Below are 25,355 nucleotides of genomic sequence, written 5' to 3'. Positions count from 1 at the left end.
GGCCGCCGCACCGGCCGCGGCGCGGCCCGTCTCGCTCCGCCGGCCGCCCGGTGGGCCCGGGAGCCGCGTCCTGCCGCACCGGCCGCCCGGTGGGCCCCGGAAGCCCTGTCCCGCCCCACCGCCCGCGACGCGGCCCGTCACTCGCCCCGTCTCAGTTCGCCGCCCGCAGTGCGTGGTCCGGGTCTCCCGACAGGACCGCGCGGTGGAGTTCCTGGAGGGCGGCCGAGGGCTCGAGGCCGAGTTCGCTCACGAGCGAGCCGCGCAGCCGCTGGTAGGCCTCCAGGGCCCGCCAGCTGCCGCCCGTGCGGTGCAGGGCGCGCATGAGCTGGGCGCAGAAGCCCTCGTGGAGCGGGTGACGGGCGGAGAGGACCCGGAGCTCGGGCACCACCTCGGCGTGACGGCCGAGCCGCAGGTCCGCCTCGATCCGGCGTTCGAGAGCGGTGGTGCGCTGTTCGTTGAGCCGCAGCACCTCCAGTTCGAGCACCGACCCGGCCGGCACGTCGACCAGGGCCGGGCCCTGCCACAGCGCGAGGGCGCGGCGCAGCAGCTCGGACGCGGCACGGTAGTCGCCGACCTCGAAGGCGGTGGCGCCGGCCGCGGCGAGCCGGTCGAACTCGTGGGCGTCGACCCGGCCGGGCTCCACCTGGAGCAGATAGCCGCCGAACCGGGTGACGAGGATGTCCTTCGCGTCGCGCCGCGGGTCGCCGTCGAGCGCGGCGGTGAGGCGGCGGCGCAGCTGGAGGATGTACGTCTGCAGCGTCGTGGAGGCGCTGCGGGGAATGCACTCGCCCCAGATCTCCTCCATCAGCGTCGGCACCGACACCACGCGGTCGGCGTGCAGGGCGAGCAGGGACAGCAGCTGGCGGGGCTTGGCGGCGCTCGGCACCACGGACACGCCGCGTTCCTGCGCGGCGAGCGACCCCAGGATCTGGATGTCCATTCGGCTTTCTCCCCCTTGGGCCACGGCCGTCGGCGTCCCCGTGACGGCCCTTTCGGAGTCCGGCACTTGAGATTCGCACGGGGGCGGATCGCGGCCCAGTGAGCGGAGCACGTCCCCAATCATGAAAATGTCATGCCTCGCCGATGAGCGCTGCACTGCCGGAGGTTCCAGTTCCGACAGCACACTCTGGCCACACGCCGAGGCCGGATCCGGTCCCTCGGCGCGGACGGTTCCGAGCGGGTGACGTGTCTCGTCTTCGCGCTGCCGCGTCCGCCCGCCCACTTCGTTCATCACTGGGGGCACACATGAACATCACCGAAGACATCCTTCGTCTTCTTCCGTCGGAGAGCCGGGCCGCGGAGTCGGGGCCGGCCGGCGGGCCGCTCGAGGAGATCCTGGTCGAGAGCCTCAGCCGCACCGAGGGCGGGCGCGCGAACTGGTGCATGTGTATCTCGGCGGCGCTGGACGCCCGGGTGGGTGCGTGACCGAGGCGCAGAGCCCGGCCCGCGGCCCGTTCGTGGCGCTCAAGCGCCACGTGCGGGCCGTGTCGGTCCCGGGGGAGGCGGTGTTCGTGTGGTCCGACCAGGACCTGACCGCCGTGCGCGGTGCCGGCGCGGAAACCCTCCTCGGTCTGCTCGACGGCAGCCGTACCCTGCCCGAACTGCTCCATGACGCGGCGGAGGCCATGCCGGCCGAGGTGGCGTGCCGGGTGGTGCGGCGGCTGGCCGAGGCCAACCTCGTGGGCTACCGCCACGACGGCCCCTGCCCGGCCGATCCGGCCGGGTGCTCGGCCGAGCGTTCGGCGGCGGAGGCCTACTGGGACCGGGCCGGACTCGACGGCGCGGTCGCCGACGGCGCGGTGCGCGGCCGGGCGGTGGCGGTGATCGGTGTGGGCGCGGTGGACCGCGAGGCGGCCCGGGCGGCGTGCCGGGCCTCGGGCGTCCGCCCGGTCGGCGAGGACGACGGTGCCGACTTCGCGCTCGTCCTCTGCGAGGACTATCTGATGCCGGGGGTGCGGGAGGTGGCCGAGCGGTTACGGGCGGCGGGACGGCCGTGGCTGCCGGCCAGTCCGTTCGCGGCCGAGCCGTGGACCGGGCCGGTGTTCGACCCGGACGGCGACGGCGCGTGCTGGACCTGTCTGGCCCACCGGCTGCGCGAGCACCGCCGGGGCGAGCTGTCGGTGCGCCGGGCCCTGGGCCTCGACCGGCCCGGTGCGCGCCCCGCCTCCTCGCTGCCCGCCGTACGGGCCGTGGGCCTGCACAGCGCCGTCCTGGAGGCGTCGAAGTGGTTGGCGGGGCTGCGTACGCCGGAGCAGCGGGCGGTGTGCGTCCTGGACGGGCTCACCCTGCGCATCGCCCAGCACCCGGTGTCGCGGCGTCCGCAGTGTCCTTCCTGCGGGGACCCGACGCTGGTGGCCGAGCGGACCCGGCGGCCGGTGGTGCCGGTGTCGCGGCCCAAGGCCGAGGGCTCGGGCAGCAACGACCGGGCGCTGTCCGCCGAGCAGATGCTGGAACGTCACGGCCATCTGATCGGCCCGGTCACGGGCATCGTCACCGAGGTCCGTCCGATGGCCGGTCTGCCCGAGGGCCTGCACGCCTATGACTCCGGGCACAACCTGGCCCTGCGGGGGCATTCACCGGAGACCGTGCGGCGGGTGCTGCGGGCGCGCAGCTCGGGCAAGGGCGCGACGGCGGCGGAGGCCCGGGCCAGTGCGCTCTGCGAGGCGGTGGAACGCTACTGCGGAACCCGGCAGGGCGACGAGGCGACCGTCACCGACACCATGGCCGGGCTCGGCGCCGGCGCCGTCCACCCCAACGCGTACCAATTGTTCCACGAACGCCAGTACGCCGACCGGGCCCGCTGGAACGCCTCGCACACCCCGTTCCACCACGTGTGCGCGCCCTTCGACCCGCGGCGGCCCACCGAGTGGACCCCGGTGTGGTCGCTCACCGCGGGCGTCCACCGGCTGCTGCCCACCTCCACGCTGTACTTCGACTGCGCGCCCGGCGGCTCGCCGGACGGGCTGTGGGCGGACTCCAACGGCAACGCGGCGGGCAGCAGCACCGAGGACGCCGTCGTGCAGGGCTTCCTCGAACTCGTCGAGCGGGACGCGGTGGCGCTGTGGTGGTACAACCGGCTCCGCCGGCCGGGCGTCGACCTCGACGCCTTCGACGCGCCGTGGCTCACCGGGCTGCGCGAGGCGCTGGGCCGGTCGGGCCGCCGCGTCTGGGCCCTCGACCTGACCTCCGACCTCGGGATCCCCGTCGTCGCCGCGGTCTCCCGCAGTGCGGACGCCGAAGTCCCCGACACCGTCTACGGGTTCGGGGCCCACTTCGACCCGCGGCTCGCGCTGCGCCGGGCGCTCACCGAGATGGTCCAGATGCTGCCGCCCGCGGCCGCCGGAGCCGCGCCGCCCGCCCCGGAACAGCCCCAGCTCCTGCCCGACCCCGGGCAGTCGGCGCGCACGCCCGCCTCCTGGCCGCCGTACGTCCGCAACGACGACCTGCTCGCCGACGTCGACGCGGTCCGCGGCCTCGTCGCGGCGCACGGCATGGAGCTGCTCGTGCTCGACCAGACGCGTCCGGACGTCGGCATCCCGGTGGTGAAGGTGATCGTGCCCGGACTCCGTCACTTCTACGCCCGGTTCGCACCGGGAAGGCTCTACGACGTGCCCGTGCGGCTCGGACTACTGAACGGTCCGACAGCCTACGAGGAGCTCAACTCGGTACCGCTGGCCTTGTAGTTCGCGGAAGCGTCGGACTGGTCCCGGATCCGGTGGGTGTCGGATTATAGTTCGGACTCGCACGCTCCCGACATCCACGCGAGGAGTCCTCCATGACAGGCCGTTTCCGGGCTGCGGACAACGACCTCATCAGGGATCTGCTGGCACCGCGGTTCGCGCAGGGGATCAGCACGGTGGTCTTCGCGGGATACGGTGTCGTCACCCTGCTCAACGTGCAGAACGCGGTGTCGAGCACGCTCGGGGTCGTCCTGTGCACCGTCGTCGTGGCGGCGCTCTACACCCTGCAGATCCTGCTCACCTCGCCCCGCGCCCGCCGCTGGTCGGGCCGGCGCAGGGCGGCCATCCTCGTCACCCAGGTGGCCCTCACCTTCGGGCCCATGGTGTGGCTGGGCATCGCCTGGGGAAGCATGGCGGGACCGCTCGCCGGATCGATTCTCCTGATGCTCCCCGGACGGATCGCCTGGCCCTGCTACGGCGCGGTCCCGCTGGCCATCCTCGGCTGGTCGGCCAGCGGCGGGATCTCCCCGCTGGAGACGGGCTACTACGCCGTCTCCACGGCACTGACCGGCCTGGTCATCTACGGTCTCACCCGGCTCACCGACCTCGTCCGCGAGGTCCACGAGACCCGGGCCGAGATGGCCAGGATGGCGGTGACCCAGGAGCGGCTGCGGTTCGCGCGGGACCTGCACGACCTGCTCGGCTACAGCCTCTCCGCGATCACCCTCAAGTGCGAACTGATCCACCGGCTCACCCCGGTCAACCCCGAGCGGGCCCGCGAGGAGGTCGAATCGGTGCTCGGCGTCGCACGGCAGGCGCTCGCCGACGTACGGCTCGTCGCCAGCGGCTACCGGGACATGTCCCTGGCCGCGGAGGCCGAGTCCGTGGCGGAGGTGATGGCGGCGGCCGACGTGGAGGCGAAGGTGGACATCGACTGCGGCCGGCTCCACCCGTTGGTGGACACCGTCCTCGCCACGGCCCTGCGCGAAGGCGTGACCAATATGCTCAGGCACAGCAAGGTGCAGTCGTGCGCCATCACGGTGCGAACCGAAGGAGAGGCAGTGCGGCTGGACCTGGTCAACGACGGTGTGGTCGCGCAGGACCGGCCCGACTCCCCGGACCGCGGCAGCGGTCTGGGCAACCTGCGCAGCCGGCTCGCCGCGATCGGCGGCGAGATGCGGGCCGGGGCCCTCGCCGGGAACCGGTTCCGGCTGACGGCGACGGCCCCGCTCAGGCCGCCCAAGGGCGACGACGCCGAACCGCTGCTCGTCAGACGCGGGGACGCGGGCAGACAAGCCGTCTGAGCGCACACAGGACACATCGGGGGAGCACATGCTGCTGATCAAGATCCTGCTCGCCGAGGACGTGCACATGGTCCGCGGCGCGCTGGTCGCGCTGCTGGAGCTGGAGCCGGACCTCCAGGTCGTCGCGTCGGTCCCCCGCGGGGACCTCATCGTGCCGTCCGCCCTGGAGTCCCGTCCGGACGTCGCCGTCATCGACATCGACCTGCCCGGTGTCGACGGACTCACCGCGGCGGCCGAGCTGCACGACCGGGTGCCGGACTGCCGCACCCTCATCCTCACCAGCCTCGGCAGACCCGGGACGCTGCGCCGGGCCATGGCCGCCCGGGTGTCCGGCTTCCTGCTGAAGGACTCCCCGCCGACCCGGCTCGCCCAGGCGGTGCGCTCGGTGGCCTCCGGTCAGCGGGTCATCGACCCCGAACTCGCCCTCAGCGCCTGGGAAGCGCCCGACAACCCGCTCTCCCCGCGCGAGACCCAGGTGCTGCGCCTCGCGGCCCGAGGCGCCGACGCCGGCGAGATCGCCGACCACCTCTTCCTGACCCAGGGCACCGTACGCAACTACCTCACCGCCATCGTCGACAAGCTCAACGCGCGTAACCGCATCGACGCCATCCGCATCGCGGAGGAGGCCGGCTGGATCCCGTAGGGTTCGTGAGCGCGCCGACGGGCCCGCCCCCCGGGTCTCCCGTACCGGCTCCCGCCGACCCGGTCTCCCCGGTCTCCCGTACCGGTTCCACCGGCCTCCGTACCGGTTCCGTCGGCCTCCGTACCGGTTCCGCCGGTCTTCCGCCCGATGCCGACCGGCTCCCGCCCGGTCTCCCGCCCGGTCTCCCGCCCGGTCTCCCGTCCGGCCGACCGGCCGGCGTCAGTGTTCCGACAGCGGGCCCGCGTCGAGTTTCGACAGGACGCCGGCCAGGTGGACCGCGTCGCTCTCCGGGCCGCGGCAGGCCGGCAGGCAGACGGGGCCCCGGGCGCCGGCGATGCGGCGGAGGAACGGGGTGAGGACCGCGCGGGGGCCGATCTCCACCACATGGCTGGGGCCCTGCTGCGCCAGCATCCGGCGGGCGGCGTCGGCGAAGCGCACGGGTGTGGTGATCTGGGCCGTCCAGTACGCCGTCGACAGCGGCTCGTCGTACTCCCGGCCGTACACCGTGGAGTAGTAGGGAAGTTCCGGCCGTCCGGCCGTGACATGCCGGGCCGCCGCCTCGAAGCGGGACGTCATCGGCTGCATCAGCGGCGACTGGAAGGCGTGCCGCACCTGGAGGAAGGTGCTCGCGATGCCGACCGCGGCCAGCCGCTCCCGGACCCGTTCCAGGTCCTCGACCGGGCCCGAAAGAACCGTGGCCCGCGCCGCGTTGAACGCGCCGATCGTCACCTGCGGCTCCCCCGCCGCCGCGTCGGCGGCCTCGTACGGGCTCGCGCAGGTCGCCATCATGCCGCCGCCGGACGGCAGGTACTGCATGAAGGCGCCACGACAGCACACCAGCCGGGCCGCGTCGTCCAGCGACAGCGCGCCCGCCACCACGGCCGCGGCGAGTTCGCCGATGCCGTGGCCGAGCACGGCCACCGGGCGCACGCCCTCCTCCTCCACCAGCGTCATCGCCAGCGCGTAGCCGACGGCGAACAGCGCCGGCTGGGTCAGCGCCGTCTGGTGCACCCGGTCGTCCCCGTCGAAGATCAGCCCCGCCACCGATCGCCCCACATACGGGGCGACGGCCTCGTCCGCCCGCGCGAGGTGCCGCCGGTAGGCGGTGAGCTCCCGGTGCAGCCCGGCGGTCATCCGGGGATGCTGGGCGCCCTGCCCGGTGAACACGAACGCCGCCCGCACCCGCCCCGAGTTGCGGCGCATGCCGTGCCGCATCGCCAGGTAGTGCGCGAGATCGCGGACCGTCGGGTGGGTCCAGACGTCCGCCGGGTCGAACAGCGGCCCGAACTGCTCCTCGATCTCCCCGCACAGGCTGAGCAGGGCGACCGAGTCGAGTCCCCAGCCGGACAGGTCCTCGTCGTCGCCGACCTCCCGTCCCGCGTAGCGCCCGATCCGCTCGGTGAGCCAGGCGGCGAACTCCCGCTCGCCGGGCTCGCCCGGTGCCTTTCCGCTCATGTCTTCCCCCTGCTCCCTGGTCCTTCCCGCCGACGGCCGTCCGCCGGCCAGGTGCGCCCGCCGCTCGCGGCGCGGGCCCGCCGCCCCACCGTTGTCCGTGCCCGTCGTTCCGGGCCGTCGCCCGGCCTACGGCCGGCCCGGGCCGGCCGCTCCCACCAGGTCGTCGGCCAGGTACTGGTGCAGGGGCCGCAGACCGCCGTTCAGGAACAGGCGGCGCATCGCGACCCGTTCGACCTTTCCGCTGCTGGTGCGGCGGACCGTGCCCGGGCGCACCAGCAGCACGCCCGCGACGGCCACCTCGAACTCCTCGCTGAGGCAGCGCCGTACGTCCGACACCAGCTCCTCCAGGTCGAGCGAGTACTGCCGCCCGGTACGCAACTCCTGCACCACGACGACGCGTTCGCGCTCGCCGGGAACGGAGAACGCGGAGCCGGTGCCGAACAGCGAGCTGACCCGCTGCACGGTGCGCTCCACGTCCTGCGGGTAGAGGTTGCGGCCCGCGACCATGATCACGTCCTTCAGCCGGCCCGTGACGTAGAGCCGCCCGTCCGCCACCGTGCCGAGGTCGCCGGTGCGCAGCATCCCGCCCGTCCCGTCCGCCGTCACCGCGCCGAAGCGCTCCGCGCTCGCCGAACGGTCCCGCCAGTACGCCGAGGCGACGCCCGGTCCGCCGACCCAGATCTCGCCGACCTGCCCGTCCGGCAGCACGCTCCGGCTCTCCGGGTCCACGATCAGCACCGGTCCGGCCGCCGTGTCCACGCCGCCGCACGACACCAGGGTGTGCGCCGGCCGCCCGGGCCGGGCCTCGCGCACCCGGCCCTGCTCCAGGGCCTCGGCGTCGACCGTCCGTTCGCCGTCCGCCGACGGGCCGCCGGAGACCAGCAGCGTCGCCTCGGCCAGGCCGTACGCCGCGTGCATCGCCTCCGGGCGCAGCCCCGCGGCCGCGAAGCGCTCGGTGAACGCCCGCCGGGTCCTGGCGCACACCGGCTCGCCGCCGGAGATCGCGACCCGCCAGCCCGACAGGTCGAGCCCGGCCAGTTCCTCGTCCGTGACCCGCCGCGTGCACAGGTCGTACGCGAAGTCCGGGGCGCCGCTCGCCTCGATGCCGTACTTCCCGATCGCCTCCAGCCAGCGGGCGGGCCGCCGCACGAAGGCCTCGGGCGACAGCGTGACGGCGGTCCCGCCCAGCCACAGCGGATGCAGCAGCTGGCCGACCAGGCCCATGTCGTGGTGGAACGGCAGCCAGCCGCCGATCCGGGCGTCAGGACCCGCGCCGAGCAGCCGGGCCAGCGCCTCCTGGTTGGCCAGGAGGTTGCGGTGGGTCACCACCACGCCGTTCGGGCTGCCGGTGGAGCCGGACGAGAACTGCAGATACGCCACCGCGTCCGGGTCCGGCTCCGGCAGCCGCTCGGTGCCCGTCCCGGCGACCGCGTCGGCCGCGAGACAGGGCACCGAGCCGTGCCCGTGCCGGGCCAGCAGCCGGGAGACGTCCGGGGCGAGGGACGCGCAGGTGAGCACGGTCCGCGGAGAGGTCTGCCGGACGATCCCGGCCACCCGCTCCTCGTGGTGCGTCCGGCCGCCGTGCGGCGGCACCGGCACGGCGACCGCCCCGGCGTACAGGCACGCCAGGAACGACACCGCGAACCGGCTCCTGGACTCGTGCAGCAGCAGTACCGGTTGCCCGGTGGCTCCGTCGGCGATCAGCCGGCCGGCGAGCCGCCGGGCCTGGGTGTCGAGCGCGCCGTACGAGACCGTGGCGGGACGACCGCGTTCGTCGCTGTCCGGCAGCATCAGCAGCGCGGTGCGCTCGGGTGTCCGCCCGGCTCTGTCGATCATCAGTTCGGTGAACGTGCGATAGTCGCTCATTCCGGCCCCCTGCGTGTCGTACGGGCGCTGACGCCCCCGACGTCGGCGCCCGTTTCACCCGCCACTCGACCGTAGGTACGACGTCTAGAAGCGCACTCGACCGCGGCTGGGCCGGGCAGGTCAGTCGGCCGCCGTCCAGCCGACCCGCGGCCGCGTCCGCCGCGCCGCTCCCCACGGCGCCCGCGCCGTTCCGGCCGCCGTCTCCCCGGGGTCCCCGGCCGCGTCCGCGGCGGCCGCCGCACGCAGTCTGGCCAGCAGTACGGCCGTCACGGCGGCGAGTTCGACGGGGTCCGGCCGCCCCCGCACGACGACGAACGCCGGCTGCGTCTTCTCGGTCTCGTCCATGCTCCGATGCTTGGCGCGCACGCTCGAGAAGCCCTCGGGAGGGGGTGGGGCGCGGCAGGGAGGGAGGGCGTCCGTCAGCGCGTGGGCAGCGGGCGGGCCAGGTCCTCCGTCAGACGGGCGGTGGCCGCCAGGCGGGCGCGCGCCGCGTCCCAGGACGTGCTCGTGCGGACGCGGTCGTCGGCCGTGGGATCGTGCCACCACAGCAGGCCGGTGTAGGCGTACGGGTCGGTGGCCGAGCGCAGCAGCAGGCTGCCGCCGAACGCGCTCTCGGCGACGCACAGGCCGACCAGGGAGCCGAAGCCGAGCTCGAAGCGCTCGGGATCGGCGGCGTGGTCGACGGCGGCGCGCAGCAGGACCAGCCGGGCCGCCTCGGCGGGCGTGCCGTTCGGGGCCATCATGCCGACGGTGACCGCGAGTTCCGTCTCCGCCGGCGCGGGCGGGACGGCCGGTGCCTCGTGCGCGGCGCGCAGCAGCCGGTCGAGGCCGGTCCAGCGGTCCAGGTGGACGTAGTGGCCGGGGCGGCCGGCCAGCGCGGCGGTCACCCGGGAGACGTGGCCCTTGCGGGACGCCCGCCGGCGGGCGTAGGCGAGGAGTTCCGGCTCGAACGCCCCGGGCGGCGCGGTCGTGGCGAAGCGCCCGATCACGGTCAGTTCAGGCTCACGCTCGCGTGGGTACACCGCCCGGCCCCCCTTCCCGTCCCGGTGGTGCCTGCGGTCGAGGCATCCGATCACACCGCGCTCGAGTTCGGCTCGAGCACCGCTGGGCATCCGCGCGCACGAGGGTTCCTCGAGGATCCACCGAGCCGTCGCGGCGATCGTGGCCCTCCCGAATCTCAGAAGGGACGGCACGCATGCCCGCAACCGGAAACGGCGACCCCGTCGCCACCCGAGTGCTCCTCGGGCGGCTCGCGCGGTCGGTGTGGACCTCACTGGTGGTCTACGGCTCCCTGTGGGTGCCCGTGGACCAGAACCCCCTGTGGCAGCAGTACCTGCAGGGCAGGGACACGGACCCGCGGTCGACGGACCCGTCGCCCGCACCCGGCTGGCAACGACGGAAACGATTCTGACCGGAAGACCTTGAGCGCGAATTGAGCGACGCCCGCCGACCGGCGGGCAGCACCGGCACGGCGGGCCGCACCGGCACGACGGGCCGCACCACCACGGCGGGCGGCACCGGCGCACAGCAGGCGCCACCGGCACGGCGGGCGGGTCCCACACCGCGGCGGCCCGTGGGCGAGAGCAGGACGGAGGGATGGCATGACGACGGTGGTGGACCCGGTGGACTCCTCGGAGGTCGCCGTCCAGGAACGCATCGCCCGGCTCGAACACGACTTCGGTGACCTGGACGACCCCGGCAACCCGCTCGGCGCCCAGCAGTTCCTGGCCGCCGACGAAGGGCAGCGGCTGCTGCCGGCCGCCGAGCGGCTGCTTGACGCCTTCGGCCTGAACGCCGAGTTCGTGCCCGTCGAGCTGGGCGGCAGGCTCGACCGGCTCGACGCCCTCGCCCGGGTGCTGCGCGCGGTGTTCCGGCGCGACGCGGCACTCGGGCTGGGCTACGGCCTCACCTCGTACCTGGCCGCGGTCGTCGTGTGGGCGGCCGGCACGCCCGGCCAGCGGCAGGAGGCCGCCGGACTGCTCCTCGCCCAGGGCCGGATGGCCTGCGCCTATCCCGAGCCGCCGGAACGCAACGACTTCCTGCACAACCGGCTCACCGCCGTGCCGTCCGGCACCGGCTACCGCGTCGGCGGCCGCAAGGAGGCCCTCAACAACGCGGCCCGCGCCGGGGCCCTGGTCCTCTTCGCGGACACGCCCGAAGGACCGAGCGCCCTCCTCGCGCCGGGACCCGCCCATCCCGACGGCGGCGGCATCCGGCTGCTGCCGCGCCGCCCGACCGTCGGCGTGCGCGGCTGCGCCGTCCAGGGGCTCGCCTTCGACGGAGGCCGCGACGGCGACGGCGGCGGCCGGCCCGTCACCGGGCGGCTGCTCGGAGCGGCCGGCGACGGGACCCGGCTCGCCGAGCACGTCTTCCCGCTCACCCGCAGCGCCGGCCTGTCGATGGCCCTGGGCTGCGCCGACACCGCCCTGCGGACCACGACGGCGTTCGCCCGCTCGCGACGGCAGCGCAGCCCGTCCTCGCTGCACTCCTCGCGCACCCGCACCGCGCTCGTCAACGCCTTCACCGACCTGCTGGTGTGCGACTGCCTCTCGCTCGTCGCCACCCGGGCGGCCCACGTGCTGCCCCGGGAGAGCCGGACGCTGGGCGCCGTCGCCAAGTACCTGCTGCCGATGATCCTCACCGAGACGATGGACGACCTGTCGATCGTGCTCGGCTCCGAGGCCTATGCCACGAGCGGCAGTTACGCCATCTTCCAGAAGACCGCGCGCGACCTGCCCATGCTGGGCCTCGGCAGCGCGGGCGCCTCGGCCAGCAGGGCCGTGCTCGTCGCCCAGCTGCTGCGGCTGCCCTCGCTGGCCGCTCCGGCCCCGGACGACGACGGACTCGCCCGGCTCTTCCGGCCGTTCGACGCCGCCCTGCCACCGTGCGAACCGTGGGGGAACGACCTGCCCGCCGACCGGGACTCGCTGCTGGGCTCCCTGGAGGAGTCGGCGCGGCACGCCGAAGGCCCGCTCGCCGACGCCGCCGCGGTCCTCGTGACGCAGCTCGGCGTGCTGCGCGCGGGCTGCGCCGAACTCGCCGCCCGGCCCGCCGCGGAGCGGCTCGGCCCCCGCGCCTGCGCGCTGGCCGACCGCTACGCGCTGCTCGTCGCGGGCGCCGCCTGTCTGGGCGTGTGGCGGCACCGGCCGCCGGCCGGCTTCCTCGCCGGGCCGGACTGGGCGGCGACCGCGCTCACCCGGGTCGCCGCGCGGCTCGACCGCTCGGCGGTCCGGATGCCGGCGGAGCCCGCCGACCACCTGCTCGCCGAGCTGCTCCACCGCTTCGACGACGCCCGCAGCTACGACCTGTACGCCACGGCGCTGGGGCGCTCGTGACCGTGCGTACGGCGTGACCGAGGAGGTTCGACATGGAGCAGCCGGTACGGCACCCGGGAGGCGGGGGCTCGTGGGACGAGGTGCGGAAGTCCGTGGCGCTGCACGGCAGTTGCGTGGTGTACGCGGCCGTCGACGACTGGGCGCCGGCGGACGTGGGCGCACCGGAGCTCGCCGCCGACCTGGGCGCGGACGACCACGCCCGTCTGGTGCGGATGCCCGCCTCGCGCAACCGGGACCGGTTCGTCGCCGCCCGGCTGCTGCTGAAGAACGCGGCGGGCGCGGTGCTCGGCGCCCCGCCGAGCGAGCTGGAACTGGCGTACAAGCCCGGGGGCCGCCCGTACCTGCGGGGCATCGACCAGCTGGAGATCGGGCTCAGTCACACCGAGGGCCTCCTGGTGGTGGGACTGACCCGGGTCGGCCGGATCGGCGTGGACACCGAGCCGGCCGGCCGGCGGATGCTGGAGCTCGGCACCGAGCACAAGGCCTGCACGCCGTACGAGCTCCAGTGCCTGGAGGAGGTGCCGCCGGGGCGGCGCAACCGGGACCTGGTCCGGCTGTGGACGCTCAAGGAGGCCTACAGCAAGGCCATCGGCCAGGGACTGCGGTTCCGCTTCACCGAGTTCGGGTTCAGCCCGCCCGGCGGGCCGATCCGCATGCTGCTGCCCGACGGGACGCCCCGTGCGTGCCGGGAGTGGACCTTCCACAACTGGCAGGTCGAGGACGCGTACACCGTCAGCGCGGCGGTGAAGGACCCGGGCTTCGGCTACACCGTCCCTCCTCCGGACTAGGGCGTCCCTCCTCCTTGGCGCGGCCGGGTCCCTGAGGGCACGCCGGCGGGCTCCACCGCCAGTTGAGCCATGAACGAGGCGCTGCGGTGACCCTCTCCTCGCGCATCTGACCGAAAAGGTGCGGCGCGGGAGCGTGCGGCCGGGATCCGGCAGGCGCGGTGCGGTGCGAGGACGCGCCGAAGAGTGCGGCGACGAAGGGGGATCGGGTGCAGCGCTATCTCGCGGTCCGGCCGGGGCCCGCCAGTGACGGGGTCCGGCTGTTCTGCTTCCCTCACGCCGGCGCGGGAGCCATGTCCTTCGCCGGCTGGCAGAAGCGCGTCGGCCCCGGCGTGGCGGTGCTGCCGGTGCGGCTGCCCGGCCGGGAGTCCCGGCGGCGCGAGGAACGGATCACCGACGGCGCGCGGCTCGTCGCGGAGCTCCAGGACGACCTGGGCCCGCTGCTCGACGAGCCGCACGCCTTCTACGGGCACAGCCTGGGGGCGCTGGTCGCCTACCGGTTCGCCGAGCACCGGGTGCGCGCCGGGCGGCGCCCGCCCGAGCTGCTCGCCGTCGGCGCCTGCTCGGCGCCGCAGCTCCCCGCCCCGATCCTGGAGACCCTGCTGAGCCCGGAACTCCCGGACGAGGAGCTGATCACCGCCCTGGGCGACAAGGAGTCCATCCCGGCACCGCTGCGCAACCGGATCGGCTGGCTCGCCGGCACCCTCGCCACCCTGCGCACCGATCTGCTCCTCGCCCAGGACCTGCGGTCCACGCCCGTGACCGCCCTGCCGTGCCCCGTCGAGGCCTTCGCGGGCGAGGTCGACCCGCTGGTCTCCGCACCCGAGGTGCACGCCTGGCAGGACTGCACCACGACCCGATTCCGGCTGCGGACCGTCCGCGGCACGCACTTCTTCGTACGGGGCCGCGACGTGCCCCGCGCGATGGGGGAGGCCCTGCGGGCCCCCGCGACAGGACCTGACGCGGCGCGCCCCGGCGCGGCGCCGCACCAGGCCGGCTGATCCACGTAACCCGAAGGAGAACCGCGCATGGACATCAGCGTGCTCGGCCCGTTCCGGGCCACCCTGTCCGGGGTGCCGGTGCACCTCACGGCGGTCAAACCGCGCAAGGTCTTCGCGCTGCTCGCCCTCCAGGCGGACGAGGTCGTCTCGGTGGCCTCGCTGGTGGAGGAGGTGTGGGGCGAGCATCCTCCGCGCAGCGTCCAGACCACCCTGCAGACGTACATCCTGCAGATCCGCAACGCCATCGGTGCGGCCCTCGCCGGCGGCACCGAGGCCGAGTCCCTGCCGAACGGCGCCAAGAGCGTGCTCGTCACCGAGCCGGGCGGCTACCGGCTCGACGTCCACGGCGGCCTGCTCGACGCCCACGAGTTCGACGCGCTGTCCTCGGCCGGCCACCGGGCCCTGCACCAGGGCGACTGGTCCGGGGCCTCCTCGTACTTCGGCCGGGCGCTGTCGCTGTGGCACGGCCGCGCGCTGGCCGACGTGCAGTGCGGTCCGCTCCTGGAGGTGGAGGCCACCCGGCTCGACGAGTCGCGGATGAGCGTCCTTCAGCGGCGGATCGAGGCAGACCTGAGGCTGGGGCGCCATCATGAGCTGGTCGGCGAGCTCTCCGGGCTCGCCGCGCGTCATCCCCTGCACGAGGCGGTGCACGAGCAGCTGATGCTCGCGCTGTACCGGGTCGGGCGCCGCAGCGACGCCCTGTCCGTCTACCGGCAGCTGCGCCGCTGCCTGAACCAGAGCCTCGGACTCGACCCCTCGCCCAGCGTCGAGCACCTGCACCAGGCGGTGCTCGACTCCTCGCCGCGGCTGGACCTCGACGCGCAGCTGGCGAGCGCCAAGTGACCCGTGGAGACCGCACCACATCGACCGATCGAGAGGAAGCATCGTGACTGACATGAACCTGTCCGAGCTGGGGGCGCTCCTGCTCGAGCGCGTCGGCGCGCCCGAGGAGGGCATGTCGCTGGAGGGCGAGGAGGCCCTCGACACCCCGTTCCTGGAGTTCGGCTACGACTCCCTCGCCCTCCTCCAGGCCACCAGCGTGATCAACCGCACCTACGGCATCGTCCTCGACGACGACGCCGTCATGGAGGCCGAGACCCCCCGGATGCTGCTCGCGCTGATCGCCACGGCGCCGCGGGCCGGCGCGATCCGCTGACCCGCCCCCACCCCACCCCGTACCGGACGAGGAGGAATCCGATGCCCTACGCCGCCATCACCTACCGGGTCAAGCCGGGCCACGAGGAAGAGATCAAGAAGATCTTCACCGACTTCCGGAGAGTCGACACACCCGACTTCACCGGCGCCGACGGCGAGCAGGCGGGCCGGCTGCTCGGCACCGCCGTGTTCCTGAAGGACGACGTGGTCGTCCGGGTCATCCACTACGAGGGCGACTTCGCGGCCGTCGGCCGGCACATGGCCGCCCAGCAGGGCGTCCACAGCGCGGAGGCCGCCCTGCAGCCCTACCTGGCCGAGCCCCGCGACACCCGCTCGCCGCAGGCGTTCGCGCAGTACTTCCGGGACGCCACCATGGACACCCTCGTGCAGCTGACCGTGGACACCCACCCCACGGGGGCCACGGCGTCATGACCGAGGTGCTGGCCGTCGCGGCCGTGCTCGGCAGCGGTGTCACCGCCGGAGTGCTGTTCGCCGTCGCGCTGAGCGTGCTGCCCGCGCTGTTCGCGATGGACAACGGCACCTACGTGCACGCGCACCAGCTGCTCGGCCGCAACTGGGACCCCACCATGCCCGTCATCGTCCTGAGCAGCACCCTGGCCGACGGGGTGCTCGCCGTGGCGGCCGACGGCGCCGCCCGCCCGCTGTTCGCGGCCGCCGCGGTGCTGCTCCTCGGCGTGTCCGGGGTGTCCCACCTGTGCAACGTCCCCATCAACCGCCGCGTCAAGGCGATCACCGACCCGGCGGTCATCCCGCCGGACTGGCAGGACCCGCGCCCGCTGTGGCGCCGCTGGCACTATCTGCGCACGGCCCTGGCCGTCGTGGCCCTCGTGCTCAACGGGGCCGCACTGGCAGTCATCTGACGCACCATCACCCTTCTCGCATCCGTCAGGCCGCACTCCCGGGACTCCGGGGTGCGGCCTGACGGGTCGGGGGAGGCGGACGGCGGCGGACGCCGCGGTCCCTACGCCGGTGCGGGCAGGTCCCGTACCGAGATCTGCGCGACCGTGTTCAGCAGGCTGCGCTTGAAGGTGGCCACGAAGCCCTCGACCGTGTCCGTGTCCCGCGGCCGGCTCAGATACGGCTTCAGCTTCCGCTCCACCTCGCGCACGCCCGGCTGCGACGCCATGTGCCGGGCCACGGCCTCCAGGTCGCCGGTGTACTCGATGACCCGGACCAGCGTGTCGTCGCGCAGGAACACCGCGGTGGCCAGGATCGTGCCGGCCTGCTCTCCCGAGGCTCCCTCGACCCGGCTGCTCCGCACCCGCTTGAAGTCGCCGAAGACCGCGGCGAGCTCCTTCTCGTACCCCGGCTTGATGTCGTACGTGATGGCTGCGAACGGCATGCCCGTGCCCTTTCCCTCGTCGGCGGTGACTGCGTCTCCCGCCAGGCAAACCCGCCCGGCTCGCGCCCCGCTCGAAGCCGCCTCGGCACCGTCCGTCCGGGGCCGCGCACCGCCCCGTCCCCGCCGTCCCCGCCGTCGACGGACCCCCGCTGGAGGGGACTTCGAGCGGCCCTCCAGACCCCGGTGCGACGTTCTCCCGTGACCACCGACCATCGGGAGGACCCGTGCACCGCACTCTGATCGTCGCCAAGCTGCGGCCGGACAGGACGGACGACATCGCGAGGATCTTCGAGGAGTCCGACGCCACCGACCTGCCGCACATGATCGGCGTGAGCCGCCGCACGCTGTTCCGGTTCCACGGCCTGTACTTCCACCTGGTGGAGGCCGACGACGACATCGGCCCCCACCTCTACCGGGCCCGCAGCCACCCGCTCTACGACGACGTCAACACCAAGCTCGCCCAGTGCGTGGAGCCGTACGACCCGGACTGGAAGGAACCCAAGGACGCCATGGCCACGCCCTTCTACATCTGGACCAAGGACGGAGGGCGGATCCAGTGACCACCGCCATCACCCGCACCGTGAAGGTGGCCGCCGACGAGGTCGAGGCCAACACCAAGCGCGGCGGAGACATCCGCACCACCCTCAGCCCGAAGACGGTCGGCTGCACCTCCGGCTTCGGCGGCGTCATGACCCTGGAGCCCGGCGACTGGGTGACCGAGCACTACCACCCGTACTCCGAGGAGTTCCTGCACGTCATCGACGGCACCCTGGAGATGACCCTGGACGGCCGCACCACCGTCCCGCTCGGCGCCGGCGACTCCCTCCTCGTACCCATCGGGGTCCGCCACCGGCTCGTCAACACCGGCGACACCCCGGCCCGCTGCGCCTTCCACCTGTCGCCGCTCGCGCCGCGCCCCGAGCTCGGCCACGTCGACACCGAGCCGGCCCAGCGCCCCGAGCAGGCCAACCCGGACGTGGGCGGTGCCCGGTGACCCGACGCGCCGTCATCACCGGCATCGGCGCGGTCGTGCCGGGCGGGGTGGGCCGTGAGGCCTTCTGGCGGACGCTGTCCGAGGGCCGCACGGCCACCCGGCGGATCACCCTGTTCGACCCGGCCCCGTTCCGCTCGCAGGTGGCCGCCGAGGTCGACTTCGACCCGGCGGCCGCCGGCCTCACGCCCCGGCAGATCCGGCGCATGGACCGGGCCGCTCAGTTCGCCGTGGTCTCCGCCCGCGAGGCGGTCGCGGACAGCGGCATCGAGCTGTCCGCCCTCGACCCCGGCCGCGTCGCGGTCTCCCTCGGCAGCGCCGTCGGCTGCACCATGGGCCTGGAGGAGGAGTACGTCACCCTCTCCGACAGCGGCCGGAAATGGCTCGTCGACCACGAGTACGGCGTGCCCCACCTGTACGGCTACATGGTGCCGTCCACCCTCGCCGTCGAGGTGGCCTGGGAGACCGGCGCCGAGGGCCCGGTCGCGCTCGTCTCCACCGGCTGCACCTCCGGCCTCGACTCCGTCGGACACGGCGTGCAGCTCATCGAGGAGGGCACCGCCGACGTCGTCATCACCGGCGCCACCGACGCCCCGATCTCACCCATCACCTCGGCCTGCTTCGACGCCATCAAGGCGACCACCCCGAACAACGCCGACCCGGAGCACGCCTCCCGCCCCTTCGACGGCGAACGCGACGGCTTCGTCCTCGGCGAGGGCGCCGCCGTCATGGTCGTCGAGGAACGCGAGGCCGCCCTCGCCCGCGGCGCCCGCATCTACGCCGAGGTCGTCGGCTTCGCCAGCCGCAGCAACGCCTACCACATGACCGGGCTCAAGCCCGACGGCCGGGAGCTGGCCGAGGCCATCACCGTGGCCCTCGACCGCGCCCGGCTCGACCCCACCGCCGTCGGCTACATCAACGCGCACGGCTCCGGCACCAAGCAGAACGACCGCCACGAGACCGCCGCGTTCAAACGCAGCCTCGGCGCGCACGCCTACGACATCCCGGTCAGCTCCATCAAGTCGATGGTCGGGCACTCGCTCGGCGCGATCGGCTCCATCGAGGTGGCCGCCTGCGCCCTGGCCCTCGACCGCCAGGTCGTACCGCCCACCGCCAACCTCAGGACCAAGGACCCGCTCTGCGACCTGGACTACGTGCCCGTCACCGCCCGGGAGCACGCCATGGACACCGTGCTCACCGTCGGCAGCGGCTTCGGCGGGTTCCAGAGCGCCATGGTGCTCGCCCGGCCCGGCGCGGCCCGGGCCGCCGCGTGAAAGGGGAGTGACCATGACGACCGTCGCGAGCGCCCCCGTCGTCACCGGGCTCGGCATCGTCGCGCCCACCGGCATCGGCGTCGAGGCCCACTGGGCCTCGGTGCTCGCCGGCAAGTCCGGCATCGGACGCATCGGACGCTTCGACCCGAGCCCCTACCCGGTGCGGTACGCCGGACAGGTGCCCGGCTTCGACACCGCCGAGCGCGTACCGGGCCGGCTCGCCGTGCAGACCGACCACTGGACCCACCTCGCCCTCGCCGCCGGCGAGGCCGCCCTCGCCGACTCCGGAGCCGACCTCGACGCCATCGGCGAGTACGAGATGGCCGTCGTGACGTCCTCGTCCTCCGGCGGCACCGAGTTCGGCCAGAAGGAGATGACCGCCCTCTACCAGCACGACCCCTCGTGGGTCGGCGCCTACCAGTCCATCGCCTGGTTCTACGCCGCCACCACCGGCCAGCTGTCCATCCGGCACAAGATGCGCGGCCCGTGCGGCGTGCTCTCCTGCGAACAGGCCGGCGGCCTCGACGGCATCGCCCAGGCCCGCCGGCTGCTGCGCGGCGGCTCCCGCCTGGTCGTCAGCGGCGGCACGGACGCCTCGCTCTGCCCGTACGGCCTGACGGCCCAGCTCACCACCGGCAGGCTGTCCACCGTCCCGGACCCGGAACGCGCCTACCGGCCCTTCGCCGCCGACGCCTCCGGCTACCTGCCCGGCGAAGGCGGCGCGATCCTCGTCCTGGAGACCGCCCAGGCCGCCGCCGAGCGAGGCCTCGGCACCGGCTACGGCCGGATCCTCGGGCACGCCGCCGGCTTCGACCCGGCACCCGGCTCCGGCCGGCCGCGCGCCCTGCGCCGCACCGCCGAACAGGCCCTCGCCGACGCCGGACTCGACCCCGCCGACATCGACGTCGTCTTCGCCGACGCCGCCGGCCTCCCCGCCGACGACCGCGACGAGGCCGAGGCCCTCGCCGCGGTCTTCGGCCCGCACGGCGTGCCCGTCACCGCGCCGAAGACCCTCACCGGCCGGCTCTACGGCGGCGGCGCACCGCTCGACGTCGCCACCGCGCTGCTCGCCCTGCGCGAGGGCGTCGTCCCGCACACCGCCCACGTCCCCGAGCCCGCCCCGGGCCTGGACATCGACCTGGTCACCGGCGCCCCGCGGGAACTGCCGCTGCGCCACGCGCTGGTCCTGGCGCGCGGCCACGGCGGCTTCGCCTCCGCCCTCGTGCTCGGCCGCTGACCCCACCGACCCCACCCACGGAGATTCCCCATGGCTGGACACACCGACAACCACATCGTCATCGACGCACCCATGGACGTCGTGTGGGACATCACCAACGACGTCCCCGGCTGGCCGAACCTGTTCAGCGAGTACGCCTCCGCCGACGTGCTGGAGCGCGACGGCGACACCGTCGTCTTCCGCCTCACCATGCACCCCGACGAGGACGGCAACGTGTGGAGCTGGGTCTCCCGGCGCACCGGCGACCCGGCCACCCGCACCGTGCGCGCCGAGCGGATCGAGACCGGCCCCTTCGCGTACATGAACATCTTCTGGGAGTACACCGAGGAGCCCGGCGGCGGCGTGCGGATGCGCTGGGTGCAGGACTTCCGGATGAAGCCCCAGGCCCCGGCGACCGACGAGGCCATGACCGAGCACCTCAACCGCAACACCAAGGTGCAGATGGAGCTCATCAAGGAGCGGGTCGAGGCCGCCGCCCGCGCCCTGACCCGCTGAGGCGCCGCCGTGCTGAACGTCCTCGCCCCCCTGCTGCTCCTGTTCAACGGGCTTGCCGCCGGCGTCCTGTTCGGCACCCAGCTCGGCGGCTTCCCGTACCTCGCCTCGCTGCCCGCCGACCGCTACGTGCACGCCCACGCGTTCTTCGGACAGCGCTACGACCCGGCCATGCCGATCTGCCTCCTCGGCACCGTCGTCCTCGACGCGGTGCTCGCGGTGGCCGCCGACGGCGCCCCGGAACGGGCGCTGTTCGCCGTCGCCGGCGTGCTCGCCGCGGCCACCGCACTGATCTCGCTCACCAAGAACGCGCCGGTGAACCGCTGGATGCGGACCGTCGACCCGGAGCACGTGCCGGCGGACTTCCAGCACACCCGGGACACCTGGGGCGCCTGGAACCGCCGCCGCAGCCTGCTCACCATCGCCGCGCTCGCCGCCAACTGCGCCGCGCTCGGCTTCCTGCTCTGACCCGCCCGCACGCACCTACGGAGGAACATCCCATGGATCTCGGCCTCAAGGGCAAGAAGGCCCTGGTCACCGGCGGCACCCGCGGTGTCGGCCGGGGCGTCGTCCTCGCCCTCGCCCGCGCGGGCGTCGACGTCGTCACCTGCTACCAGAACGAGAGCGACCACGTCACCTCCCTGCGGCAGGAGCTCAAGGAGACCGGCGGCGACCACCACGTGCTCCGCGCCGACCTCTCCGAGCCCGCGGACATCGCCGCCCTGCTCGACCGGGTGCGCGCCCTGCACGGCGACCGCCTCGACCTGCTCGTCAACAACGCCGGCGCGATCAGCCACATCCCGTACGCCAAGCTGCCGCTGGAGGAGTGGCAGCGCATCTTCGCCACCAACGTCACCGGCGCCCACCTCGTCATCCAGCACGCCCTGCCGCTGCTCGGCGAGGGCTCCTCGGTCGTGACGGTCGGCTCCCGCGCCGTCGAGGCCGGCATCCCGCTGCGCGCCCACTACACCGCCACCAAGGCCGCCCTCGCCGGCCTGAACCGGTCCCTGGCCAAGGAGTTCGGCCCGCAGGGCATCCGCTTCAACATCCTCGCGCTCGGCGTCATCGAGACCGAGAACTTCCACGCGCTGCCCGAGGACCAGAAGAAGCTGATGACCGAGCGGTACGGCGCCAAGACCGCCCTCGGCCGGCTCGGCACGCCCGACGAGGTGGCCGGCGCCGTGCTGTGGCTCGCCAGCGACCTGTCCCGCTACGTCACCGGCAACACCATCGGCGTCGACGGAGGGATCTCCTGATGACCTTCCGGGTGATGCTGCGCATGGAGATCGAGCCGGGCAAGGAGGCCGACTTCGAGAAGGCCTGGCTGGAAGGCACCGAGGCCGTCACCGGCCACCCCGCCAACCTGGGCCAGTCCCTCGCCCGCGAGGAAGGCCCCGAGGGCCCGCTGAGCACGTACGTCATCGTCAGCGAGTGGGTGGACGAGCCGCGCTTCCGCGAGTTCGAGAACAGCCCGGCCCACCTGGAGCACCGGGCCACCCTCCACCCCTACCGCAGGGGCGGCAGCTTCCACGTGATGTCCGTGCTCCACGGCATCGAGGGCAGGGCGGCCGCCGATGCCCGCTGAGGAACGGGACGCGGGGCTCCGCGAGCTCCCGGGCACCGGCGGCGGGGAGCGCGCCGGCGGGAGCCGGGGCCAGGTGCGGGTCGTGGTGTACCAGGCCGCGTACGACGACGAGCAGCTCGCCGCCGTCCGCGCGGCCTACCACCAGGTCAGCGAACGGCTCGCCAAGGTGCCCGGCATGCTCGGCAACGAACTCCTCCGCAGCCCGGCCGATCCCACCGCCCTCGCGGTGATGAGCCGCTGGGAGTCGAGGGAGGCCTTCCTCGCCTGGGAGGCCGGCGCCGACCACCGCCAGGACACCGCCCCCCTGCGGCCCTACCGCGACACCCGCACCACGGCGCCCTTCGCCGTGTACGAGGTGGACGCCGCGTACTGAACGCCCGGCCGCCTCCCACCCCTGTCGGAAGAGAGAGAAGAGAACCCACCATGGCAGAGCGTCAGCTGGCGTTCATCGGGCTCGGCAGCATGGGCGGCGGCATGGCCCGGCGGCTCCTCGAGACCGGACACACCCTGACCGTCTTCAACCGGACCGCGCACAAGGCCGCCCCGCTCGCCGAAGCCGGCGCCCGGCTCGCCGACGCGCCCGAGCGAGCGGCGGCCGGCCACCGTCTGGTCCTGCTCAGCCTCAGCGACGAGAAGGCCGTCGAGGAGGTCCTGTTCGACCGGGTGGTCCCGGTCCTCGCCCCCGGCTCCGTCGTCGTCGACACCTCCACCGTCTCCCCGGGCTACGCCCGCGAGGCCGCCGCACGTCTCGCGGAGCGCGGACTACGCCGCGTGGAGGCCTGTGTCGTCGGCAACCCGCTCCAGGCCCGCAAGGGCGAGCTGCGGGTCTTCGTCTCCGGAGCCCCCGAGGATCTGGAGGAGGTGCGTCCGGTCCTGGAGGCCTTCGGCAGCGAGATCGTCCACGTCGGCGCGCCCGGCACCGCCACCAGCCTGAAACTCATCCTGAACCTGCTGCTCGGCGCCCAGGTCGCCGCCCTCGCCGAGGCCGTCGCCTACGGCACCGCGGCCGGCCTGGACCGCGACCAGCTCATCGGCGTCGTCGCGTCCAGCGGCTTCAGCTCGCTCGTGATGCGCTTCCGCGCCGAGCTGATGCTCAAGCGAAGCTACGAGCCGGCGTTCTTCCGCTCCGAACTGATGGAGAAGGACATCCGGATCGCCCTGGAGGCGGCCGCCGAGCAGGGAGCCGCGATGCCCGTCCTCGACGTGGTGCGCGCGCGGTTCGCCGAGGTGCTCGCGGCCGGCGACGGCGACAAGGACGCGTCCGTGCTCGTCGAACACCGACCGGCGCAAGGAGGCTGACATCGTGCTGAGCACCACCCGGAGCACGCTCCGGAACACCGACGTCCTGGTGGTCGGCGGAGGCATCGCGGGACTGTCCGCCGCGGTCTTCCTGGCCCAGCAGGGCGTGGACTGCCTGCTGGTCGAGCGACGGTCCGAACTGTCCGGACACCCCAGGGCCCGCGGGGTGCATCCGCGGGCCATGGAGCTGATGCGCGCCGCCGGCGTCGAGGACGAACTGCGCGGCACCCCGTCCGCCCGGATCCTCGCCGGCAACTCGGGCGTCGTCGCCGCCCGCTCGCTGGCAGGTCCCGAACTGGGCGTGCTCGACGAGAAGTACGTCATGGACGTGGGCGCCGACCTCGGCTCGCTGTCCCCGACCGGCTGGTGCCTGTGTCACCAGGGCGAGCTGGAGGACGTGTTGCGCGGCCGCGCCGAACGGCTCGGCGTCGCCCTGCGCTTCAGCACCGAACTCGTCTCCTTCACCCAGAACGGCGCCGGCCTCACCGCCCTCGTCCGGGATCGCGCCACCGGGGCCGAGCGCACCATCGAGGCCCGCTACCTCGTCGCCGCCGACGGCGCGCGCAGCGGCGTCCGCGAGACCCTCGGCGTCCCCTTCGACGGCGAGACCCTCGGCCACTACCTCAACATCCACTTCCGGGCCGACCTCACCGAGCCGCTCGCCGGCCGCCGCTTCCTGATGTGCCACACCGCCAACGATGAGCTACGCGGCGCCCTCATGCCGCTCGACAACGCCTCCGACTGGCTCCTGCACGTCGCCTACGACCCGCGCACCGAGGACCCGGAGTCGTTCACCGAGGAACGCTGCGCCGCACTCGTGCGGGCGGCGACCGGCGTGCCCGGACTGCGGCCGCGGATCCGCTCCGTCTCCCCGTGGGACGGCGCGGCCAGGACCGCGGGCCGGTTCCGCGACGGGCGGGTCTTCCTGGTCGGCGACGCCGCCCACGTCATGCCGCCCAGCGGAGGCTTCGGCTCCAGCACCGGCATCCAGGACGCGCACAACCTGGCCTGGAAGCTCGCCGCCGTCCTCGACGGCTGGGCCGGCGAGCCGCTCCTCGACAGCTACGACGAGGAGCGCCGGCCCATCTGCCGGGCGACGGTCGAGCAGGCCGCGCTGCGCTCCAAGGACCGGCCGCGGCTCACCGGAAGGACCGGCGAGCGGCCTCCCGTGCACCCGGGCATCGTCGAGGACGCCCAGGTCTGGCTGTCCTGGCGCTACCGCTCCTCGGCCGTCACCCCGTGGGACGAGGGCGTCCTGCCCGGCCACGGCGTGTGGTCCGCCGAGAACGACGGCCGGCCCGGCGGCCGGGCCCCGCACCTGCGGCTGCGCCGCGGCGGTGCGGAACTGTCCGTGCTCGACCTGTTCGGCGACCGGCCCGTCCTGCTCACCGGCCCGGACAACCGCGCCTGGCAGCAGGCCGCCCGGGCCGTCGCGCACGAGCTCGGACTGCCGCTCACGGTGCACGGCATCGGCGCCGAGCTGATCGACGTCGACGACCGCTGGCCGGAGTCGTACGGCGTGACGGCGCAGGGCGCGGTCCTGGTACGGCCCGACGGCGTGGTCGCCTGGCGCTGCGCGGACGCGCCGATCTTCGCCGCCGACACGCTGCGGACGGTGCTCGTACGGCTGCTCGCCCGGCACTGACGGCGCCACCGACCATCGCCACCGCGCACCGCACCGAAAGGCGCCGGCCGCCGAGGGGACTCCCCGGCGGCCGGCGCCTTTGGTGTGCTCCGTGGCGTCCGCCGCTCAGTAGCGGTAGTGGTCCGGCTTGTACGGGCCCTCCACCGGGACGCCGATGTACGCGGCCTGCTCGGGGCGGAGGGTCGTGAGCCGGACGCCGAGGGCGTCGAGGTGGAGGCGGGCGACCTTCTCGTCCAGGTGCTTCG

30 protein-coding genes are annotated in these 25,355 nt (G+C 74.2%); 23 read left to right on the top strand and 7 right to left on the bottom strand.

What is annotated here, in order from left to right; all coding sequences use genetic code 11:
* Positions 1 to 151: 151 nt before the first annotated feature.
* Positions 152 to 940, bottom strand: a complete 789-nt coding sequence (locus tag ESG85_RS04160) for an AfsR/SARP family transcriptional regulator (protein WP_128976642.1) — start codon at positions 938 to 940, stop codon at positions 152 to 154.
* Positions 941 to 1,245: 305 nt separating this feature from the next.
* On the opposite strand from ESG85_RS04160, the gene ESG85_RS04155 reads away from it, so the two are divergent.
* The 4 genes from ESG85_RS04155 to ESG85_RS04140 all read left to right on the top strand — a co-directional run bounded on the left by ESG85_RS04155 (position 1,246) and on the right by ESG85_RS04140 (position 5,627).
* Positions 1,246 to 1,425 carry a hypothetical protein gene (locus ESG85_RS04155; protein WP_128976641.1) on the top strand — a complete coding sequence of 60 codons (180 nt, stop codon included), beginning with the start codon at positions 1,246 to 1,248 and terminating at the stop codon, positions 1,423 to 1,425.
* Positions 1,422 to 3,683 (top strand): TOMM precursor leader peptide-binding protein, encoded by a 2,262-nt coding sequence (locus ESG85_RS04150; protein ID WP_128976640.1) that lies wholly within the window; start codon positions 1,422 to 1,424, stop codon positions 3,681 to 3,683. The genes ESG85_RS04155 and ESG85_RS04150 overlap by 4 nt, the downstream gene beginning before the upstream one ends.
* A 92-nt stretch (positions 3,684 to 3,775) precedes the next feature.
* The gene (locus tag ESG85_RS04145; RefSeq protein ID WP_128976639.1) at positions 3,776 to 4,984 is read left to right on the top strand and encodes a sensor histidine kinase; all 1,209 of its coding nucleotides are present in this window, start codon (positions 3,776 to 3,778) and stop codon (positions 4,982 to 4,984) included.
* Positions 4,985 to 5,018: 34 nt separating this feature from the next.
* Positions 5,019 to 5,627 (top strand): response regulator transcription factor, encoded by a 609-nt coding sequence (locus ESG85_RS04140; RefSeq protein WP_128976651.1) that lies wholly within the window; start codon positions 5,019 to 5,021, stop codon positions 5,625 to 5,627.
* A 219-nt stretch (positions 5,628 to 5,846) separates the two neighbouring features.
* Here the strand turns inward: ESG85_RS04140 and ESG85_RS04135 are convergent, their stop codons facing one another.
* The 4 genes from ESG85_RS04135 to ESG85_RS04120 form a co-directional block, all read right to left on the bottom strand.
* On the bottom strand, positions 5,847 to 7,082 hold the full coding sequence (locus ESG85_RS04135) for an acyltransferase domain-containing protein (protein ID WP_128976638.1): 1,236 nt from the start codon (positions 7,080 to 7,082) through the stop codon (positions 5,847 to 5,849).
* Between the two features lie 126 nt (positions 7,083 to 7,208).
* Positions 7,209 to 8,948 (bottom strand): fatty acyl-AMP ligase, encoded by a 1,740-nt coding sequence (locus tag ESG85_RS04130; protein ID WP_128976637.1) that lies wholly within the window; start codon positions 8,946 to 8,948, stop codon positions 7,209 to 7,211.
* Between the two features lie 120 nt (positions 8,949 to 9,068).
* Positions 9,069 to 9,293 (bottom strand): acyl-CoA carboxylase epsilon subunit, encoded by a 225-nt coding sequence (locus ESG85_RS04125; RefSeq protein WP_128976636.1) that lies wholly within the window; start codon positions 9,291 to 9,293, stop codon positions 9,069 to 9,071.
* Between the two features lie 74 nt (positions 9,294 to 9,367).
* Entirely contained in the window at positions 9,368 to 9,970 is a 603-nt protein-coding gene (locus ESG85_RS04120) for a hypothetical protein (protein WP_128976635.1), read from the bottom strand.
* 173 nt (positions 9,971 to 10,143) lie between these two features.
* On the opposite strand from ESG85_RS04120, the gene ESG85_RS04115 reads away from it, so the two are divergent.
* The 8 genes from ESG85_RS04115 to ESG85_RS04080 all read left to right on the top strand — a co-directional run bounded on the left by ESG85_RS04115 (position 10,144) and on the right by ESG85_RS04080 (position 16,105).
* Positions 10,144 to 10,359, top strand: coding sequence for a hypothetical protein (locus ESG85_RS04115; protein WP_128976634.1), 216 nt, complete (start codon positions 10,144 to 10,146; stop codon positions 10,357 to 10,359).
* 190 nt (positions 10,360 to 10,549) lie between these two features.
* The gene (locus tag ESG85_RS04110; RefSeq protein WP_128976633.1) at positions 10,550 to 12,283 is read left to right on the top strand and encodes an acyl-CoA dehydrogenase family protein; all 1,734 of its coding nucleotides are present in this window, start codon (positions 10,550 to 10,552) and stop codon (positions 12,281 to 12,283) included.
* Between the two features lie 32 nt (positions 12,284 to 12,315).
* On the top strand, positions 12,316 to 13,071 hold the full coding sequence (locus ESG85_RS04105) for a 4'-phosphopantetheinyl transferase family protein (protein WP_128976632.1): 756 nt from the start codon (positions 12,316 to 12,318) through the stop codon (positions 13,069 to 13,071).
* 206 nt (positions 13,072 to 13,277) lie between these two features.
* Positions 13,278 to 14,069 (top strand): thioesterase II family protein, encoded by a 792-nt coding sequence (locus ESG85_RS04100; RefSeq protein WP_128976631.1) that lies wholly within the window; start codon positions 13,278 to 13,280, stop codon positions 14,067 to 14,069.
* A 27-nt stretch (positions 14,070 to 14,096) separates the two neighbouring features.
* A complete protein-coding gene (locus tag ESG85_RS04095; RefSeq protein WP_128976630.1) occupies positions 14,097 to 14,912 on the top strand; it encodes an AfsR/SARP family transcriptional regulator in 816 nt (271 codons plus the stop codon).
* Between the two features lie 52 nt (positions 14,913 to 14,964).
* Complete coding sequence (locus ESG85_RS04090; protein ID WP_128976650.1) at positions 14,965 to 15,225, top strand: acyl carrier protein; 261 nt, start codon at positions 14,965 to 14,967, stop codon at positions 15,223 to 15,225.
* A 41-nt stretch (positions 15,226 to 15,266) separates the two neighbouring features.
* On the top strand, positions 15,267 to 15,656 hold the full coding sequence (locus ESG85_RS04085) for a SchA/CurD-like domain-containing protein (RefSeq protein ID WP_128976629.1): 390 nt from the start codon (positions 15,267 to 15,269) through the stop codon (positions 15,654 to 15,656).
* Positions 15,653 to 16,105, top strand: a complete 453-nt coding sequence (locus tag ESG85_RS04080; protein WP_128976628.1) for an anthrone oxygenase family protein — start codon at positions 15,653 to 15,655, stop codon at positions 16,103 to 16,105. The genes ESG85_RS04085 and ESG85_RS04080 overlap by 4 nt, the downstream gene beginning before the upstream one ends.
* Positions 16,106 to 16,206: 101 nt before the next feature.
* Here the strand turns inward: ESG85_RS04080 and ESG85_RS04075 are convergent, their stop codons facing one another.
* Positions 16,207 to 16,587, bottom strand: a complete 381-nt coding sequence (locus tag ESG85_RS04075; RefSeq protein WP_128976627.1) for a SchA/CurD-like domain-containing protein — start codon at positions 16,585 to 16,587, stop codon at positions 16,207 to 16,209.
* A gap of 224 nt (positions 16,588 to 16,811) precedes the next feature.
* Between ESG85_RS04075 and ESG85_RS04070 the strand changes: the two genes are divergently transcribed.
* From ESG85_RS04070 to ESG85_RS04020, 11 genes are read left to right on the top strand one after another with little or no spacing between them, the layout of a single operon-like run.
* Positions 16,812 to 17,147 carry a TcmI family type II polyketide cyclase gene (locus ESG85_RS04070; protein ID WP_128976626.1) on the top strand — a complete coding sequence of 112 codons (336 nt, stop codon included), beginning with the start codon at positions 16,812 to 16,814 and terminating at the stop codon, positions 17,145 to 17,147.
* Positions 17,144 to 17,581 (top strand): cupin domain-containing protein, encoded by a 438-nt coding sequence (locus ESG85_RS04065; protein WP_128976625.1) that lies wholly within the window; start codon positions 17,144 to 17,146, stop codon positions 17,579 to 17,581. The genes ESG85_RS04070 and ESG85_RS04065 overlap by 4 nt, the downstream gene beginning before the upstream one ends.
* Positions 17,578 to 18,852, top strand: a complete 1,275-nt coding sequence (locus tag ESG85_RS04060) for a beta-ketoacyl-[acyl-carrier-protein] synthase family protein (RefSeq protein ID WP_128976624.1) — start codon at positions 17,578 to 17,580, stop codon at positions 18,850 to 18,852. Before ESG85_RS04065 ends, ESG85_RS04060 begins: the two co-directional genes overlap by 4 nt.
* Before the next feature lie 13 nt (positions 18,853 to 18,865).
* Positions 18,866 to 20,089, top strand: a complete 1,224-nt coding sequence (locus tag ESG85_RS04055) for a ketosynthase chain-length factor (RefSeq protein WP_128976623.1) — start codon at positions 18,866 to 18,868, stop codon at positions 20,087 to 20,089.
* 30 nt (positions 20,090 to 20,119) lie between these two features.
* Positions 20,120 to 20,584, top strand: a complete 465-nt coding sequence (locus tag ESG85_RS04050) for an SRPBCC family protein (protein ID WP_128976622.1) — start codon at positions 20,120 to 20,122, stop codon at positions 20,582 to 20,584.
* Between the two features lie 9 nt (positions 20,585 to 20,593).
* Complete coding sequence (locus ESG85_RS04045) at positions 20,594 to 21,049, top strand: anthrone oxygenase family protein (protein ID WP_128976621.1); 456 nt, start codon at positions 20,594 to 20,596, stop codon at positions 21,047 to 21,049.
* A 32-nt stretch (positions 21,050 to 21,081) separates the two neighbouring features.
* Positions 21,082 to 21,837, top strand: a complete 756-nt coding sequence (locus ESG85_RS04040) for an SDR family NAD(P)-dependent oxidoreductase (RefSeq protein ID WP_128976620.1) — start codon at positions 21,082 to 21,084, stop codon at positions 21,835 to 21,837.
* Entirely contained in the window at positions 21,837 to 22,166 is a 330-nt protein-coding gene (locus ESG85_RS04035) for an antibiotic biosynthesis monooxygenase family protein (protein WP_128976619.1), read from the top strand. Before ESG85_RS04040 ends, ESG85_RS04035 begins: the two co-directional genes overlap by 1 nt.
* Positions 22,156 to 22,539 (top strand): antibiotic biosynthesis monooxygenase family protein, encoded by a 384-nt coding sequence (locus ESG85_RS04030; RefSeq protein ID WP_128976618.1) that lies wholly within the window; start codon positions 22,156 to 22,158, stop codon positions 22,537 to 22,539. Before ESG85_RS04035 ends, ESG85_RS04030 begins: the two co-directional genes overlap by 11 nt.
* A 50-nt stretch (positions 22,540 to 22,589) precedes the next feature.
* Positions 22,590 to 23,465 (top strand): NAD(P)-dependent oxidoreductase, encoded by an 876-nt coding sequence (locus ESG85_RS04025; protein WP_128976617.1) that lies wholly within the window; start codon positions 22,590 to 22,592, stop codon positions 23,463 to 23,465.
* 4 nt (positions 23,466 to 23,469) lie between these two features.
* Entirely contained in the window at positions 23,470 to 25,110 is a 1,641-nt protein-coding gene (locus ESG85_RS04020; RefSeq protein ID WP_219825156.1) for an FAD-dependent oxidoreductase, read from the top strand.
* 105 nt (positions 25,111 to 25,215) lie between these two features.
* On the opposite strand, the gene ESG85_RS04015 is transcribed toward ESG85_RS04020, so the two are convergent.
* The coding region (locus tag ESG85_RS04015; protein ID WP_164986158.1) for an adenosylhomocysteinase at positions 25,216 to 25,355 on the bottom strand (140 nt) is incomplete at its 5' end.

The sequence above is a fragment of the Streptomyces roseicoloratus genome (assembly GCF_004117935.1).
Lineage (GTDB): Bacteria > Actinomycetota > Actinomycetes > Streptomycetales > Streptomycetaceae > Streptomyces > Streptomyces roseicoloratus.
The sequence above is the reverse complement of the archived record's forward strand: the minus strand, read 5'-3'. Positions and strand labels throughout refer to the sequence as shown.

Excerpts from the sequence above, each read along its gene's own strand:
- ESG85_RS04025 (WP_128976617.1), top strand. The coding sequence starts at position 22,590 with ATGGCAGAGCGTCAGCTGGCGTTCATCGGGCTCGGCAGCATGGGCGGC.
- ESG85_RS04155 (WP_128976641.1), top strand. The coding sequence starts at position 1,246 with ATGAACATCACCGAAGACATCCTTCGTCTTCTTCCGTCGGAGAGCCGG.
- ESG85_RS04105 (WP_128976632.1), top strand. The coding sequence starts at position 12,316 with ATGGAGCAGCCGGTACGGCACCCGGGAGGCGGGGGCTCGTGGGACGAG.
- ESG85_RS04125 (WP_128976636.1), bottom strand. The coding sequence starts at position 9,293 with ATGGACGAGACCGAGAAGACGCAGCCGGCGTTCGTCGTCGTGCGGGGG.
- ESG85_RS04110 (WP_128976633.1), top strand. The coding sequence starts at position 10,550 with ATGACGACGGTGGTGGACCCGGTGGACTCCTCGGAGGTCGCCGTCCAG.
- ESG85_RS04135 (WP_128976638.1), bottom strand. The coding sequence starts at position 7,082 with ATGAGCGGAAAGGCACCGGGCGAGCCCGGCGAGCGGGAGTTCGCCGCC.
- ESG85_RS04090 (WP_128976650.1), top strand. The coding sequence starts at position 14,965 with ATGAACCTGTCCGAGCTGGGGGCGCTCCTGCTCGAGCGCGTCGGCGCG.
- ESG85_RS04115 (WP_128976634.1), top strand. The coding sequence starts at position 10,144 with ATGCCCGCAACCGGAAACGGCGACCCCGTCGCCACCCGAGTGCTCCTC.
- ESG85_RS04050 (WP_128976622.1), top strand. The coding sequence starts at position 20,120 with ATGGCTGGACACACCGACAACCACATCGTCATCGACGCACCCATGGAC.
- ESG85_RS04145 (WP_128976639.1), top strand. The coding sequence starts at position 3,776 with ATGACAGGCCGTTTCCGGGCTGCGGACAACGACCTCATCAGGGATCTG.
- ESG85_RS04075 (WP_128976627.1), bottom strand. The coding sequence starts at position 16,587 with ATGCCGTTCGCAGCCATCACGTACGACATCAAGCCGGGGTACGAGAAG.
- ESG85_RS04095 (WP_128976630.1), top strand. The coding sequence starts at position 14,097 with ATGGACATCAGCGTGCTCGGCCCGTTCCGGGCCACCCTGTCCGGGGTG.
- ESG85_RS04130 (WP_128976637.1), bottom strand. The coding sequence starts at position 8,948 with ATGAGCGACTATCGCACGTTCACCGAACTGATGATCGACAGAGCCGGG.
- ESG85_RS04030 (WP_128976618.1), top strand. The coding sequence starts at position 22,156 with ATGCCCGCTGAGGAACGGGACGCGGGGCTCCGCGAGCTCCCGGGCACC.
- ESG85_RS04085 (WP_128976629.1), top strand. The coding sequence starts at position 15,267 with ATGCCCTACGCCGCCATCACCTACCGGGTCAAGCCGGGCCACGAGGAA.
- ESG85_RS04080 (WP_128976628.1), top strand. The coding sequence starts at position 15,653 with ATGACCGAGGTGCTGGCCGTCGCGGCCGTGCTCGGCAGCGGTGTCACC.
- ESG85_RS04160 (WP_128976642.1), bottom strand. The coding sequence starts at position 940 with ATGGACATCCAGATCCTGGGGTCGCTCGCCGCGCAGGAACGCGGCGTG.
- ESG85_RS04040 (WP_128976620.1), top strand. The coding sequence starts at position 21,082 with ATGGATCTCGGCCTCAAGGGCAAGAAGGCCCTGGTCACCGGCGGCACC.
- ESG85_RS04055 (WP_128976623.1), top strand. The coding sequence starts at position 18,866 with ATGACGACCGTCGCGAGCGCCCCCGTCGTCACCGGGCTCGGCATCGTC.
- ESG85_RS04035 (WP_128976619.1), top strand. The coding sequence starts at position 21,837 with ATGACCTTCCGGGTGATGCTGCGCATGGAGATCGAGCCGGGCAAGGAG.